This is a genomic window from Streptomyces sp. NPDC057963 (assembly GCF_042887155.1).
Taxonomy (GTDB): domain Bacteria; phylum Actinomycetota; class Actinomycetes; order Streptomycetales; family Streptomycetaceae; genus Streptomyces.
On sequence record NZ_JBHVPX010000010.1, the window covers coordinates 75,404 to 91,069 of the forward strand.

10 protein-coding genes are annotated in these 15,666 nt (G+C 72.7%); 3 read left to right on the forward strand and 7 right to left on the reverse strand.

Features of this window, described 5'->3' with window-relative positions:
* Nucleotides 1-151: 151 nt before the first annotated feature.
* The 3 genes from ACFVT1_RS23465 to ACFVT1_RS23475 are packed head-to-tail and all read right to left on the reverse strand — an operon-like array spanning nucleotide 152 to nucleotide 4,272.
* Nucleotides 152-826 carry a 4Fe-4S single cluster domain-containing protein gene (locus ACFVT1_RS23465; RefSeq protein WP_389798592.1) on the reverse strand — a complete coding sequence of 225 codons (675 nt, stop codon included), beginning with the start codon at nucleotides 824-826 and terminating at the stop codon, nucleotides 152-154.
* 19 nt (nucleotides 827-845) lie between these two features.
* Entirely contained in the window at nucleotides 846-2,966 is a 2,121-nt protein-coding gene (locus ACFVT1_RS23470) for an AAA family ATPase (RefSeq protein WP_389798594.1), read from the reverse strand.
* On the reverse strand, nucleotides 2,956-4,272 hold the full coding sequence (locus tag ACFVT1_RS23475; protein WP_389798597.1) for a hypothetical protein: 1,317 nt from the start codon (nucleotides 4,270-4,272) through the stop codon (nucleotides 2,956-2,958). Before ACFVT1_RS23475 ends, ACFVT1_RS23470 begins: the two co-directional genes overlap by 11 nt.
* 242 nt (nucleotides 4,273-4,514) lie before the next feature.
* Between ACFVT1_RS23475 and ACFVT1_RS23480 the strand changes: the two genes are divergently transcribed.
* Both ACFVT1_RS23480 and ACFVT1_RS23485 read left to right on the forward strand, forming a co-directional pair.
* A complete protein-coding gene (locus ACFVT1_RS23480; RefSeq protein ID WP_389798599.1) occupies nucleotides 4,515-5,231 on the forward strand; it encodes a hypothetical protein in 717 nt (238 codons plus the stop codon).
* 4 nt (nucleotides 5,232-5,235) lie between these two features.
* Complete coding sequence (locus ACFVT1_RS23485; protein WP_389798600.1) at nucleotides 5,236-5,922, forward strand: RES family NAD+ phosphorylase; 687 nt, start codon at nucleotides 5,236-5,238, stop codon at nucleotides 5,920-5,922.
* Between the two features lie 42 nt (nucleotides 5,923-5,964).
* Here the strand turns inward: ACFVT1_RS23485 and ACFVT1_RS23490 are convergent, their stop codons facing one another.
* Nucleotides 5,965-6,447, reverse strand: a complete 483-nt coding sequence (locus ACFVT1_RS23490) for a hypothetical protein (RefSeq protein WP_389798602.1) — start codon at nucleotides 6,445-6,447, stop codon at nucleotides 5,965-5,967.
* A gap of 161 nt (nucleotides 6,448-6,608) precedes the next feature.
* Nucleotides 6,609-9,086, reverse strand: a complete 2,478-nt coding sequence (locus tag ACFVT1_RS23495) for a GTPase-associated protein 1-related protein (protein ID WP_389798603.1) — start codon at nucleotides 9,084-9,086, stop codon at nucleotides 6,609-6,611.
* 531 nt (nucleotides 9,087-9,617) lie between these two features.
* Here ACFVT1_RS23495 and ACFVT1_RS23500 point away from each other — a divergent pair.
* Nucleotides 9,618-10,502: a peptidase S1 gene (locus ACFVT1_RS23500; protein ID WP_389798605.1), complete on the forward strand. Its 885-nt coding sequence runs from the start codon at nucleotides 9,618-9,620 to the stop codon at nucleotides 10,500-10,502.
* A gap of 318 nt (nucleotides 10,503-10,820) precedes the next feature.
* Here ACFVT1_RS23500 and ACFVT1_RS23505 read toward each other — a convergent pair whose 3' ends face one another.
* A complete protein-coding gene (locus ACFVT1_RS23505; protein ID WP_389798607.1) occupies nucleotides 10,821-13,853 on the reverse strand; it encodes an SGNH hydrolase domain-containing protein in 3,033 nt (1,010 codons plus the stop codon).
* Between the two features lie 15 nt (nucleotides 13,854-13,868).
* Nucleotides 13,869-15,611: a glycosyltransferase family 2 protein gene (locus ACFVT1_RS23510; protein WP_389798610.1), complete on the reverse strand. Its 1,743-nt coding sequence runs from the start codon at nucleotides 15,609-15,611 to the stop codon at nucleotides 13,869-13,871.
* Nucleotides 15,612-15,666: the final 55 nt, after the last annotated feature.

A 15,666-nucleotide genomic window follows, 5' to 3' on the forward strand; every position in this document is an offset into this window, starting at 1 on the left:
CCCTCCGCCGGCCCGGCGGTCTCGTCCTCCGGCTCCGCCGTCAGGAAGTCACGGACGGGTACGAGCGGCTCGAAATCGTGTATCTGGCAGTAGCCGCGCCGGGGCGACGAGGGGCACTCGTCCGGTGTCACAGGGCAGCGATAACGGGGGGTCACGGTCGCCATGAGTTCTCCTGGAAGGTCACACCACGGGTGGCCAAGTCCCTTTCCAGCGCGCTGAGATCACCGGTTCTGGGAACACCGATGATGTGCACGGCGGTGTCGGTCACCCGAATCTGCAGCTCGGGCCGGTCGGTGAGCCGCCGCAGATGGGGACCGTAGCGGCGGTGGCCGAGCGGGGTGCGGGGGATCAGCCGCTGGTTGGCCGAGCCGCGCCAGACCAGCCGGGTCGGTTCGCCCGCGCGGTACCGCCCGGTGATCACGGCGTCCGCGCGGGCGAGGGCGGCCGCGGCCCGGGGCGAGGCGGCGATCTCGGCGTCCTCCCAGCCCGTGTACACCAGGACGTCCGCGTCCGTACGGCCCGCTTCGTGGCGTACCCGGTCGACCGCGTCCAGCAGCGCGGCCAGGGCCCGCGGCTGCTCCAGCGGCTCGCCGCCGCTGACCGTCAGCCCGTCGTAGCCGTCGGCCAGCCCGCGGCGCCACAGCGCGGCCAGCCGCTCGACGTCTACGTCTCGCCCGCCGCGCGGATCCCAGGTGTGCCGGGACATGCAGCCCGCGCACGTGAGGGGACAGCCCTGCACCCAGACGCCGAGACGGCGGCCCGGCCCGAGCGTGGTGACGGGCGCCAGGACATCGGACACCCGCAGCGTCTGTGCGGTCACCTCCACCGCCGCACCTTCGATCCGGTCACATCCACCGCCGCACCTTCAACGCGTACGCGTCGCCGTCGCCCTCCACGGCCTCGATCTCAAGGTGTTCCCCGTGCCGGGCCGGCTGGTGGAACAGCTCCCGGGACAGCGAGTTGACGAGGGCCGACTCCACGGCGGTCACCACGCCCCGTCCGCCGTGGTCCAGGCGGCGGGAGGCCTCGATGCGCAGGACCTCCCAGGACTCCTGGGCGACCTCCAGTTCGGCGCCGTGCACCTCGCGGACGCGGTCGGTCACGGACTTCAGTGCCTTGTCGAGGATCAGCGGAACCGACGCGGGCTGGATGAAGTCCATCGGGACGAAGCTGTCGCCGAACCGGTTGCGCAACTCGGGCCGCCCGATGTGGTCGTTGAAGAACGTGTCGAACGCCGAGCGCAGTACCTCGCGCACCGTCTCGGGCTTGTCGTGCCGGGTGAGCCGCGGCTGCTGCCTGCCCTCCCGCGCCTCCTCGTCACCTTCCTCGCCGGTCTCGCCACCGTCCGCCCGGCGCCGGGCGGCGGACCGGATCACCTGAGCGGACACGCCCAGGTTGGAGGTGAAGATCAGGACGCACTCCGTGAAGTGGACCGTGGCCCCCTGTCCGTCGGTGAGCCGTCCGTCCTCCAGGATCTGCAGGAACAGGTCGAACAGCCTCGGGTGCGCCTTGTCGATCTCGTCGAACAGGAGCACGCTCATCGGGTGCGCGCGCACCGCGTTGGTCAGCTCGCCGCCCGCGCTGTGCCCGACGAAGCCGGGTGGTGCCCCGATGAGCCGGTCCCGGGCATGCTCCTCGGCGAACTCGCTCATGTCGAAGCGGATCGGCCGGGCGTCCTCGCCGAGGATCATCTTCGCGACGCCCTTGGCCAGTTCGGTCTTGCCGACGCCCGTGGGCCCGGAGAGGAAGAGTGTGCCGCGTGGCCGGCTGGGCGAGCTGGACGACTGGGCGCCGGTCAGCCCGGCCGCCGACCGCATGAAGATCTCGATCGTGCGCCGTACGGCGTGCGGCTGGCCGATGACCTGGGCGTTGAGATACGCCTCGCCGTTGAGGATGTTCTCGCGCACGCCCTGGGTGGCCCAGGGGTTGTCGAGTACACCCACCCGGTACAGCCGGGCCGCCTCGTCCAGCCGGCTCAGCGGCAGCCGCCGGTCCGCGGCCATCCGGCCGACCGCCAGGATCTCCCTGACCCCCATGCCGTACGAGGAGCGGGCCAGCGCCTCGGTGGCCTGGCCCTGCTCGGTGTCCGTGGCCGGTTCGCCGCCCTCGCGCCCCTGGCGCGCGGCGAGCCGTTCGACGACGAACCGGCCGGCGGCGCGACGTTGGTCGTGTGGCGGCTCGGGAACGCTGATCACGCGCAACGCATGGCTGCCGAGGGCGAATTCGAGGGGCAGGTCCTCCTGCCTCTCGACCACCCAGAAGATCGTGTTGTACGGCGTCACGCCCCCGTCGCCGGCGACCGGGCGCGCGGTGTGCCCCAGCTCCTCGACGGTCGCCAGCAGCCGGGCCGCCTGTCCCGCGACGGGTCCGCGCGACGACCCCAGGCGGTTGGTGTAGGGCACGATCAGGCCGATCGCCGGGCCCGTGTGCCGGACCGTGCCGATCATGATGTCGCGCAGCCGGGCGACGCCCGCTTCCACGTCGTCGTCCTCGTCCGCCTCGCGGTCGGCGTCCGGCCCGTCGTTCTCCTGCCCGGCGCGCTCCCGCTCGGCCCGCTCCCGCTCGATCCGGGCGTCCTCCTCGGCCATGCGGCGCAGGGCGGGCGGGAAGGCGAACAGGTCGGCGGTCAGCCGCCAGGCGACCACCCGGTCGATCACCCCGTCCTGCCGGGCCAGCGCGCCGTAGCCGCGCACGCGGCAGACCGACTCGATGACGTCCTCCAGGCTGTAGGGCAGCACGGTGCCGCCCGGTTCCGGCGCCGCCACTCCGCCGTCGCCGTCCTCGGGCAACAGGAACTGGTCGCGTACGTTGCCGGTCAGCAGGATCTGCGGGTACACCGCGAGCGCCATGTCCAGCTCACGGATCCAGGCGGGGACCGGGGGCGGCGCGGGTTCCGGCCGCGGCGTGCCGGTCTTGCGGAACACACCGTCCGGGTCAGCGCTCACACCGCCGGTGTCAGCGCTCACGCTGCCCCTCCTGTCCGTACGCGGCGGGCCTCGCGGGACTGCTGTTCTTCCGGCGGCGCCGGGGCCGCGGACGGCCGTCGTGGGCGCGTCCGCTCTCGGGCCACGGGGCGTCGGGCGCCACTGCCGTGGGTACGACTCCGGGCGGCAGCACCGAGGTGCGGTCCAGGTCCACGCCCTGCTCGCGGATCGCGTTCTCGATCTGGGGCAGCTGGCCGTCGCAGAACCAGCGCTGGACCCGGCTGTCCGTCTCCTCCCCACCCGGGCCGGCGGTCCTGTCCTCACCCGGGCCGGCGGTCCCGCCGTCCTCCGGGCCGTCGTCGATGCCGTCGTCCGTGCCCGCTTCCGGTGCCCGCACCATCGTGGCGGACAGGCCGGGCCGGTCCGCGGCCAGGGTGATCCGCAGCCCGTAGCCGTCCGGGACAGCGGCCTCCGCCGACGCCTCGGCCGCCGCACCGAAGGGCACCACGACGCTGCCTTCCCCGGCGAGCAGGTCGGCGAAGTCGTCGCCCACCGCGTAGTCCCGCTCCCGCAGCACCTCCATCAGCCGGACCGCCACCTCCGACCGGTGCCGGGAGGCGTCCGCCCGGCCGACGGCCCGCTCGACCTCCCCTTGATGAACGGACGGGTCGGGCGCCTCGGCCACGGCCGCAGCCAGCCGCTGCCGGTCCTCCGGCCCGGCGTCCTCCAGGCGGTCCAGCAGTGCGGCCCGCAGCGCGGCGGTCCGGGCTGCGGCCCGCTCCCGCGACACCGAGCGGTGCACCAGGACACCCAGGTCGGCGAGGAGCGTCCGGGCCGCCTCGGGGCTCTCCGCCCGCCGCAGAGCCTCCAGACGGTGCGCGAACACGGGGAGGTCGGCGGGCTCGCAGGCGGGCCCGTCGCGATTGAGGAGAGCCTCGGCCTCCACCAGCGCTGCCGCCCTGACCCGCGCGGAACGGTCCTCGCGGGCCGGCTCCTCGGCCCGGACGGTGTTTCGGACAGCGGCTCGGGGCGCCGCCGGCGGATCGCTCCTCCCGGGCGGCACGGACCAGACACCGGCGGCGGCACGGCTCAGTTCGGACTCCGCCCGCTCGTTGATCCGGCGTGCCGACTCCAGGGCCTCGGCGAGTTCCGCGGCGTCGGCCCGGGACGGCACGGTGACGACGGACACGTCGATACGGGCCGTGCGGTGGACCCGGCGCAGTGCCTTGGCCTGTCCGCGCAGATCACGTGAGCGCGTGGTCTCCTGCGCCAGTTGGGCGCGCAGCTGCCGGAGCCTCTCGGCCTCCACGTCCACGTAGGACCAACGGTATACGGTGGTGTTGCTCAATGACCCTCCCCCAGGGCCGCAGTTGAACCGCGGGGGAGCGGACGCGCCGTCGAAACGGGCCTGACCCGTATGCCCGGCCGGCGGGCGCCCGACGTCGTGCACCGACTCCCTCGGGCGATGCCAGGAGTCCATGATGCCTCACACCGTGCGCACCCGGGCCCCCGATCCGGCCATGTCGACGTGATACCAACTCACCCTGAACGCTGGGCTGTTACCTTGGCCTCCGGAGAGGGGGTGCCGGTTTGTCGTTCTTGGTGTCGGCCATCGGGGCGATCCATCGGTACTGGCCGGAACTGTCCGCTCTGCTGGACCCGCCCGCCCGCGAAGAACTCATGGAGATCCTGGCGGCCGCCGAGGCCGACCCCACGGCCGCCGCCCGTGACATCCGCGAGCTGGTCAAACCGTTCACTCCACCCGGTCACCCCGCGCGGGAAGCGCTGACTCCGTCCGGGGTGCGCTTCCAGCCCTCGACGGTAGCGCCCTCCGATTCCGCCCGACTGCTCGTGCTGCTAAGGGCGTTGCGCACGGAATCCCAGTCGCTGGGTCTGGGTGCGGAGGCGCCGGCGGACACCGGCCCCGGCGAGACGGCACCGGACGCCGAGGAGGATGCCGCCCCGTACCGCCCGGACGCCGACGACGCCTGGCTGCTGGCCGAGCCCGCCGTTCCCGCCGTGTCCGTGGACCTCGCCGCGGACCGGGCCCGCGATCTCATCCTGCTGACCGACGAGCGCGAGGTGGAGTGGATCCCCTCGTTCCAGATCGATCTGGATTCCGGGGCGCCTTACCCGGTCGTCGTCGAGATCAACCGGCTGCTGTCGGCCGACGCGGATCCCTGGGGTGCGGCCGACTGGTGGCTGGGTTCCAACGTGTGGCTCGACGCCGCCCCCGCGAGACTGCTGGGCACCGGAGCGGACGGCGCTCTGTTGTCCGCCGCGCGGGCCGAGATTCCGGATTGGTGAGCACGTGCCTGACCAGATGATTCCCGCCCCCACGGTCCGGGCGAAGCCGCACCGGCACGTCCTGCCGGCCGGCACCGAACTGTGGCGTGTGCATGCCGCGCGATGGGGCGGCACCGAGTTCAAGGCCGTACCGGCGGACCTGCACTGGGGTGGCGGACGGTTCTGCGACATCCGGGACGGGCTGAGTGCCGCTCCGGTCCCCTACCTGTACGCCGCTCTGTCACCGCTCACCGCGGTGTGCGAAACACTCGCCCGTGATCTGCGCGTCTCGCCCGACGGGCGGCGGCGGATCACCCAGCCGCGGGTGCGCGACATGCTGCTGTCCAAGGTCGTCGCGGCCGTCGACCTGCCGCTGGTCGACCTGACGGACAACCCCAAATTGGCGGCGGTCCATCAGGACAACTGGCTCGTCCAGTCACCGGCTCCGGCCTATCCGCGCACGCGCCGCTGGGGTTCCTGGATCCGCAACCAGGCGCCCTGGGCCGTGGGCTTCCGCTGGCCGTCCCGCCAGGACCTCGGCCCCGGACCGGCCGATGTCTGTGTTCTGTACGCGAACGAGGGCGTCCACGACCTGCTCAAGCCGTCGACGGAGGACCCGCTGGAGCTCAACACCCCTGCGGGCCGCGACTACTTGAACGATCTCCTGGGGCCGGTGCGCATCCGTGTCGAACATCCCCGCGTCCGCGGATGACCGCCTTGCGGCGCGCCCGCGCGGAGTGCCGGCACCCGGACGTCAGCCCTCGCTCCCGTCCGCTTCCCCGCCCTCGGCGCTCTCCGGCCGCAGCATCGGGTGGGCGACGCCCGGGAAGACCCGGGCCCGTACGACCGGCTCCGCGGACCCGCCCTGGACGACCGTCTCGGCGACGCCCCATGGCCGGCCGGGCAGGACCACGGTCAGGATGTACGAGGACGAGCAGCCCACGCAGTCGTAGCGGTCCGCCCAGGTCTCCACGTCCGTGACACTTCCGGGGTAGCGCGCCACGTGCCGGTGGAGCGCGTGGCACCGCTCGCACCGTTCGCCGGGCTCGCACGTACCACCGCAGGGGCACGGCACGTCGAGCGAGTCGGCGGGACGCCAGCGCTGGGTGAGGACGGCCTCACGCGTGGCGCCCATGTCCTTCATCGCCTTCAGATTGCGGGCGGCGACGTTGTACGACTCGCCGGTCGCGGCCATCCGGTCCCGGATGACGTCCTTGCGTCCGCGGTTCGTCGTCATCTGTTCCTCCTGGGGGTGTCACGCAGCCCGCCGGGAGCACACGAGATCGATAGGTCACACGGTACCGGTCACTCCGGGCAAGCCACGACTCCCGGCCACGACTCCCGGCCATGACTCCCGGCCACGGCATCCCTGGCCGCCCGCGGCCCCGGAGGGCGTCCCTATGACCGTCGCACCCGGGCCGTCAGCCTGCTGCCGAGCCGCCGGCCGAAGCCGCCCGGCCGGCTCCACGCCCGGAAGGCCTCCGCCGTGCGGCTGCTGCCGGCCCGCGCGGCGGCCTCCTCCACCGCCGCCACCTCGCCGGTGGACAGGGCGCGCACCACCGGCCGCAACACCTCTTCCAGCAGCGCCGTCCGCGTCTCGTTCCACGCCGGGCCCGCGTGCGGGTGCGAGGTCCAGACGGTGAAGCAGTCGGCCGCATGGGCAGGTTCGGCCCGCAGCCTGGCCAGGACGTCCTCGTGGCGCGCGGCCCTGCCGTAGGCCGTGATCAGGTCCGTGTCGTCGCTGTGGACGAACGCGTACAGCTCCGCCTCGGGCCGGTCCGGGGCGAGCAGCCGTCCGGCCAGGACACCGAATGCCTGGTCGCGTATGCCAGGCTCCACCGGTTCCGCCCCGGCGCACAGCTTCCGGGCCCGTTCCGCCCAGCCGGGTTCCGCCGCCCCCGAGCGCAGCTCCCGTGCGAACTCCAGGAGCAGAAGCGCACTGCGCGCCCGCGCGCCGATTTCCTGCGGGAAGCCGCGCAGCAGGTCATGGGCGAGTTCGGGGGCGTCCTCGTCGTCCGCGGGGGCGCCGAGCGCCGCCGCGAGGAGAGCGGACCAGGTGCCGGCCGTGCGGTGCGCGTCCGAGGTGGTCCCGCTCAGCAGCAGCCGGGCCTCGCCCGCGGTGGGCGTGTCCTCGCCCCAGACCAGCCCCAGCCCGGTCCGCAGCACCAGCGGTTCGGCGAAAGGTGACATACCACCGGCGCGGAGCACCGTGTTCAGCATGCTCACCCGGTCGCCGCCGCCCGCCCTGGCATCCGGTGCCGCCGCGCACATGCGCAGATGCGGCAGCGCCTGCGCTCCGGTGAACGGCAGGGCGACGCCGGTCAGCAGCCGCTCCGTGCCCGCCGGATCGTGCGGGGCGATCCGGTCAAGCTCGCCCAGCAGCGCGGTACGGACGTCGAACTGCTCGTCCAGGAGGTCGAGCAGCACCGGTGCGCAGTCGGCCGCCCCTTCGTCCAGCAGCGACCGGGCCATCCGGCGTACGACATCGGGGAGCAGGTCCGCGCAGTCCACATCGAGCAGCCGTGCGATCCGCAGCAGCTGCACGGCGCGCGCCACACCATGGCCGGGCGCGGCGGACCCATCGGTGGCGAGTTCGGTACGCAGGTCGTCGCCCAGGGCCGTGACGAGCGCGGCGGAGGCACGTTCCCCGTCCGGTCCGGCGAAGGCCGGGCGCGCGGGCGGTTCGAGCGTGACATCGCCACCGCGTACCGCCTCCGTCACCAGCAGAGCCGCGAGCGACGCGGTCGCCGCGGCGGGGGAGCGTCCCTCCAGGGCGGTCAACAGTCCTGCCACAGCGGAGAGTTCAGCGGTCGTACGGTCGATGCCGGGAGCGGTCAGCGCGTCGGTCAGCAGCCGCGTCCGCTCCTCGTCCAGCGCGTACGGCCGCTCGGCCGCCCAGTCGGCTGCCGCCGCACGCTCGTCGGGGCCGAGCGTGATGCCGGCGCACAGTGCCGTGACCGCGAGCGGTCCGGCGGCGAAGGGTTCGCCGGGCAGCTCCGTCGCCGTCCGGAACAACTCCGGGGACCGGCTCCGCCAGATCCGGGCGCAGGTCTCGGCCCAGACGTCGCCCACCGGACCCTCCGGGTGCGGCCCGGTGCAGTTGTGCACCCGCAGCCCGCTGTCGGGGCCGGCCGGGCCGGGCGCGTCGTCCGGCAGTACCCCGACGACCTGGTGCGGGGATCGCTCCGGACGGCGGGTGTACGTCGTGAAGGTCAGCCGTTGCGCGTTCTCCGGCGGGAGCACGGCTCCGGCCAGGGCGATCCATCGGGCCACATCGGCGCCCTGCCGCTCCACGAGCACGACGCGCGCCGACGACGGTTCCTCGCCCACCCGGCGCAGGTCGGCGAAGACCGCCGCCAGCCAGGGGCTCCGGGACACCGCGAAGTCGTTGAGCGCCTCCGGCCCGGAGGCGGCGGAGGCGGGCAGGGAGGCCAGCCGGCCGGGCACGCCGCCGTCCGGTGGGGTGGACGCCCAGTTCGGCGACCGCCAGGCCGTGATCGGCAACGCGTCGCCCGGCAGCCGTTCACCGGCCGGGAGATGCACCGCGTGCGCGTGGAAGCGGCCCGCGCCGGGCCCGCCGAGCGCCACCGTACGGCTCAGCATATGACTGCCGTCGGACAGTGCGCTGAAACTGAACGCCTCGGGAAATGACCGGAGTTCGGTGCTGGTGGGATGGTACGGGGCCCCGGTCGGCGGCTCGTATCCGAGGAGTCGCTCGGCCTCGGCCAGCACCGGCGTGGGTATACCGGCGGTGACTGCTGTGAACCGTGCGCCGGACCCGTCGCCGTTCCCGCCCCCGCCCCCGTCCTCATTCCCGTCCCCGCCCCCGTCGTCGCCCGCAGAGGCAGAGGTGTAGTGCAACTGCGCGAGGCTCATGCGTAGGCCCTCTTCGTCCTTGCCGCGAACGTCCCCGTACCGTCAGCACGCCCGCTCCGGCGGCCGTCCGCCGAGGGCGGGCCGTCCGGGCGCAGCGACGACCCCGGCGGGGAGCGGTCCGCAATCGCGGGAGCGACGCTATCAAGGCACGCCGCCCCCGCACGTACCCTGCCGCAAGGTCACCTGTGCAACCCCGGCCCAGGCGCTCGGCCCAACAGGGCGGTACGCAGGGCCCGTACGCCCGGAGCCGTCGGAATTCGGGTATCGAGCCGACCCTTGTCCCCCCTGCCGGAGCAGGATGCCGCATCGACGCCGACCGGGGCGCCGGCCATCGGCCTGCCCTGCCTTGTCCCGCCCGGCGGTGTCCCGCCCGGCGCGCGGGAAGGGTGCTGGGGCCCGGCGCGCCCCCGTCACTCCAATGGCCTAAGCACCACTGGCCCATTCGGTCGTTGAGCGTCTTCGGATTGATGAATCCCCCATGGGCGCCGCAATCCGGGCCCAAGGGTCGTTCTGCGTACAGGAGTTACTCGGATGAATCTCAAGACTCTCTCCGCGGTCGCTGCCGTCCTGGCCCTCGCCGGTCTCACCGGTGCCTCCACGGCCAACGCGGTGCCCAGTACGGTCTCCGGCGACGGCGGCAACCGCATCGGCACGCTGCGCGCCAACGGTGAGGCGTTCGTGAAGGAGGGCGGCCTCAGCGCCACCTGGGTCAAGGAGCGCGACAACGTCAAGCAGGTCGTCCTCTCCGGCAACCGCATCGGCGTTCTCACGGGTGACGGCACCGCCTGGGTGAAGGAGGGCGGCCTCAGCGCGACCTGGGTTCGTGAGTCCGACGACGTCAAGCAGATCGCGCTCTCCGGCGACCGCATCGGTGTCCTGAAGGACAACGGCGACGCGTTCGTGAAGGAGGGCGGCCTCAGTGCCACCTGGGTCAAGGAGCACGACAAGGTCAAGGACCTTGAGCTGTCGGGCAACCGCATCGGTGTCGTCACGGGCAACGGGGACGCGTTCGTGAAGGAGGGCGGTCTCAGTGCCACCTGGGTCAAGGAGTCCGGCGACGTCATCGGCATCGACCTGTCGGGCAACCGCATCGGCGTTCTCACGGGCGACGGCGTCGCCTGGGTGAAGGAGGGCGGCCTCAGTGCCACCTGGGTCAAGGAGCACGACGACGTCATCCAGCTCGAACTCTCGGGCAACCGCATCGGCGTCCTCACGGACCACGGGGACGCGTACGTGAAGGAGGGCGGTCTCAGCGCCACGTGGGTGCACGAGTACGAGCACGCCATCCAGATCGCCCTGTCGGGCAAGCGCATCGGCGTCCTCAAGGGCGACGGCGACGCCCGGGTCAAGGAGGGCGGCCTGAGCGCGACGTGGGTCCTGGAGGCCACCAACGTCACCGAACTGGCGCTGTCCTGACTCCTGGCCCCTGCGCCTGGTACCTGACGCCTGACCGCTGATACCCGCCGCGCCGCGCAACGGACTTGATCCGGTGCGCGGCGCGGTGTCGTGCCGAACGAGGAAGCGCACGCATTGGCACGGCGTCGTCAGGCGTGAGACGCGCGCGAAGGGGGAGCCATGAGCGGGTCGGGAAGCGCGGGGGGTCGCGCCGGGAGTCCTGCGCCGTCACTGGAAGAAGGCAGTGTTTGCCGTTGTCGTGGTCCTCGCGGTGCCGGCAGGGGCGCTGAGAGGGGAGCACCTCCGGTCACGAGTGGACCGGTCGGTCGGCGCCGCCGGTCACGAGCGGGTGGTGGCCTCCCGGGTCGAGACGGTGACGTGCTGGACGCGCATCGGGTGGCCGGGCTCCGTGGCGGGGCCGGCGGTGGTGCCGTCGGCGGTCGGGAGCATGCCGCCCATGGCCACGTTCAGGATCAGGAACAGCCCGTGGTGCACCGCCCGGTCCCAGGTCCTGGCATCCATCCGCGCGGCCTTCACCCGGTGGTACTCACGCCCGTCCAGATACCACCGCACCTCCTCGGCACCGGCCTTGAGATCGACCTCGACCGCGTAGGAGTGGAACGCGGTACGGCAGCCGGAGCACCGCTGCGGTCCCGAGGTGAGGCCCACGGGCTCTTCGCAGGGCCCGCCCCCGAGGATGCCGCAGTGCATGCTGCCGAAGAAGGCGTCCCGTCCGTTGACGGACTCCATCACATCGAGCTCACCGACGGACGGCCACCCCGTGTACCCGTCGCGCAGCTTCCCGCCCAGGGTCCAGAAAGCCGGCCAATAGCCCGCCGCCGCAGGGCCGGTGACATCCGGCAGCGCGATCGACGCCTCGACCCGCATCACCCCTCCGGGAGGCGGGGCGAAGTCCGCCCGCCGGGACTCGATCCGGCCCGAGTACCACGTCCCGTTCCTGAGCGTGGGGACGATCTCCAGCGAACCCTTCCCGTCCAGCCGTACGTTGTCGGTCGAGTCCGTCATGGTCTCGATCTCCCCGGTGCCCCACTGCGGCGCCGGGCAGCCCGGATAGCAGGTGCCGATGTCGTACTTCCAGCGTGCGGCGGACGGGCGGCTGCCCGCCGGGCCGTCGAAGTCGTCGTGCATGACCCGGGTCCAGCCACCCGCCCCCTCCTGGGTGGTGCGGCCGGACAGTGCCCCGGTGTCCGAGAAGAGCCGTTCGAGCCGGGGAGTCAGGACCACGGCCGCGACGTTCGTGAGATGGGCGTCGTCCCGGTACAGCAGGATCCGGTCCAGCACCGCCGGGCAGGTCGTACCCTTCGCCGGGCACAGGACCGAGTTCACCGAGGCGGCGTGTACTCCCGGCACCCGTCCGGCGGCGATGCGGCGCGCGAGCGGATCGGGCCAACGGGCCGAGTCGCGGTCGAAGGCGCAGGCTCCCGGGTCCTCGGTGTGGCCGGAGACGCAGGCCGGGATGTCGGTCCCCGGCACCGGGGTGTCCTCCAGGTACACGATCGGAACCCCCGGCGTACGCAGCGCCTTCAGGGTCTTCTCCCAGCCCCGGAGGAGGAGTTGCTCGTCATCGGTGTATCGGTTGAGGGAGGCGATCACGATCAGGCGGGGCTTGGGCCCCTCCCGCAGCCGGGCCAGAGCGTCCGCCCGCCAGGTGTCGCACTCGTGATAGGTGCGACCCAACTGCGGGTTGGTGACGCGCAGTTCCGGCAGGGGGCAGCCCTGTTTCACCAACTCCTGTAGAGCCCAGCCGCGTTCGGCCGCCAGGGCGAGCATCGGGGAGAACCACTGTCCGGCGTGCGAGTCGCCGAGCAGAACGATCCGGTCCGGGCTGTCGGTCGCCCCGAACAGGCAGGGCGGGCTGCTGGTGGCCTGCGGCGCCACCTCGCACGCGCCGTCCGGCGGGAAGTCCTTGCGCGCCTGCGCGGGACTGGGCACCACGGGGCCGCCCTTGAGCGGCGTACCGTTCCGTGTCAGCAGCGACGGGCCTTCGGCCGCGCCCGGTGGCAGACCCTTCACGTCAACCGGTGTGGAAGCTCCCAGCAGTTGCAGGGCCGTGGTGCCCATCACCAGAGCCAGGACGACGGGGATGACGACGGCCGAGACGCCCACGGACAGGCCGCGCCGGGGCAGCTCGGAGACGGTTCTGCTGTGGCGCAGCGGCTGTTCGACCCAGCGCATGGTGGCCAGCGCGGGCAGTACGGCCGCCAGTGTCAGCGCCGCCTTCGCCGGCCAGCCGAGGGTTCCCAGACGCGCCTCGGCGAGTACGAGTACGGGCCAGTGCCACAGGTACAGGGTGTAGGAGAGCCGTCCGAGCGCCCGTGGGCCCCGGCCCGCCAGCAGCCGGCCGACTCCGTACGTGTCCGGGACCGTCGCCCCGGCCCCCCTGGACCGGTCGGGTGTCCCGGCCAGGATGACCGCTGCCGTGGCCAGGGCCGGAACGAGTGCCGCCCATCCGGGGTACGGGGTCGACGCGTCGTACCATGTCATGCACCACAGGAGGGCCGCTGCCCCGGACCACCCGCACAGCAGGCGCAGCGGGCGGGGCCCGCGCAGCAGGTGCCAGGGGAGCAGCGCCAGCAGTGCTCCGATGCCGAACTGCCATATCCGCGAGGGTGTTCCGAGGTAGGCCAGCGACACGGAGTCACTCGTCCAGCGCAGCGACAGGGCGAAGGTGCCGAGCGTCAGCAGCACGGTGACGGCGGTCACCGCGGACCGCACGGCGAGGCCCCGGCGTACCGACCTGGCGGCGGCGAACGCGAACAGGGCCAGCAGCGGGGCCCAGAACAGATAGAACTGCTCCTCCACCGCCAGGGACCAGAAGTGCAGCAGGGGGCTCTGGTCGTGCCCGGCGGCCAGGTAGTCGGTCTGCTGCTGCACGAAACGCCAGTTGGCGGTGGACAGCGCGGCCGCCACCACGTCGTACTCCAGATCAGTGCGGCGCAGTGGGGCGGTGAGCCAGGCCCCGGCCAGCGCGACCGCACCGAGGACCACGGCGGCCGAGGGCAGCAGCCGCCGGGCCCGGCGGGAGAAGAACTCGCCTAGCCGGATGCGTCCGGTGGTGACGGCTTCACGCACCAGGAGTCCGGTGATCAGAAAGCCGGAGATGACGAAGAAGGCGTCCACTCCGACGAATCCGCCGGTGAGGCCGGGGACGGCCGCGTGGAAGGCGAGGACCCCGAGGACCGCGACCGCGCGCAGTCCCTCGATGTCGGGGCGGAATCCGGCCCGGCGCGAACCGGGCCCGGACGTACTGCGGTCGGGCCTGTGCGAGCCCGGGGGCCCGGAGCCGTCGGACGGTGGTCCGGGAGGTGTGGTGCTCCTGCGGCGGAGGCCGGGAGCCACGGTGGTGGACATCGGTGTGACGGCCTTTCAGCTCAGCCAGGGCAGCATCGGGTTGACCCAGCCGGACGCGAGGAGAGCGGTGAGCAGGAGAGTGGTCGTGGCGGCCAGCGCTTCGGGCCAGCGCCTGGGCAGCATGGAGCGTCCGGTCGGCCGCGGGGCCCGTGCGGCCCTGCGGGTTGCCGTTCCGGCGGGGCGAAGTTCGGCCAACAGGTCGCGTATCAGGGGCACGTTGACCTGACACTGCACCAGCAGGTAGAGACCCAGACCCCAGTTGGGCTCCCAGCCGTTGCGGACCACGGACAGGGCGAGCCCGGCGGCCGCCGCACCGGTGGAGCAGCAGAGCCAGGCGAGGGAGACGTACACGACCCGGCGGGCCATTCCTCCCGCGGCCCCTCGTGCGGCTCCGGCTCCGGTTCCGGCTCCGGACCGGGCTCCGGAACCGGCCCCGCCCCCGTTCTCGGCTCCGGTCGGCACCCAGGCCGCACTGCGGCCGCGCAGGGTGTGCAGGAAGGCGGCCCCGGCGGCGACGCTCGTCAGGACGTTGGCCCGGATCACCTCGACCCGCCAGCGGGTCCGGCTCACCCGCGGCAGCAGGACGTGCCAGAGCCAGAGCGGGGCGAGCAGCGGCAGTACGTGCCAGGGGCGGACGTCGTCCGGGAACCAGAACATCATCACCAGCGGCGGCAGCGGCGCGGCGAACGTGTTCACCACCGTTGTCAGGTAGCCGACGATGCCCTCGTAGAAGCACAGCCGCATCCGCCAGGGGGCGCCCATGCGCTTGAGGACGGGTGTCCCCAGCAGATGCAGATTGCCCATCGCCCAGCGGTACTGCTGGTTGACGAAGGAGGCCAGATTGTCCGGCGAGGTGCCCTTGGCCACCAGAACCGGGACGTAGAGGGTGCGGAAGCCCTGCTCGTGGAGCGCGAGTCCGGTGTACAGGTCCTCGCTGTGGTCGAGCCTGGCGAAGCCGCCGGCCAGGTCGATGGCGCTGCGGCGGTAGACCGCGTTGCTGCCACAGCAGATCGCGGCGTCGCTCGCGTCCCGCGACGGCTGGATCCAGCGGAAGAACCACTCCTGGGCCGATCCGGCGGCGCGCTGGATCCAGCTCATCGTCTCGTCGGTGTCGAAGCACTGGGGACTCTGCACGATGCCGACGCCCGGATCCGAGAGATACGGCACCAGATGGCGCAGGAAGTCCGGCCTGGGCGCGAAGTCGGCGTCCAGGATGGCGATGTGCTCCGCGCTGCTCAGGGTGAGCGCGTGGTTGAGGTTGCCCGCCTTCTTGAGGTGTCCCCGGTCGGGCCGGACGACGTACCGGTAGCCGTACGCCGCCGCCAGCTCGGCGACCTCGGCGCGATCGGCGTCGTCCAGCACCCACACGGTCAGCGCGTCGCCCGGCCAGTCGACTGCCGAGACCGCCCGGTAGGCGTTGTCCAGAACGGCGAGCGGCTCACCGCAGGTCGGCAAGTACAGGTCGACGGTGGGGAGTTCGCCTGGATTCCAGGCGTGGACGAGTACCTCGTGCGAACGCCTGGTCAGCCTGCGCTGGCGCAGGCTGTTGACCGAGGAGAGCGCGAGGGCCACGAGGTTCAGCGCGAGCACCGCGAGGAAGGCCCACAGGGCCGGGGTGCGCAGGGCGAAGGTGAGCATGGTCGCCGCCGTGAAGACGAAGGCGAGCGAGCTGCTGATCAGTACCCAGCGGCGCTGGGGTCCGAAGTACCAGTAGAGCTCGTGGTCGGACGGAGGGTGAGGTAAGTGATGCGTCGTCATAAGACCCCCATAGCTATGCATTTGGCGGCATCAGGCGACCCACCCTACCGTCAAA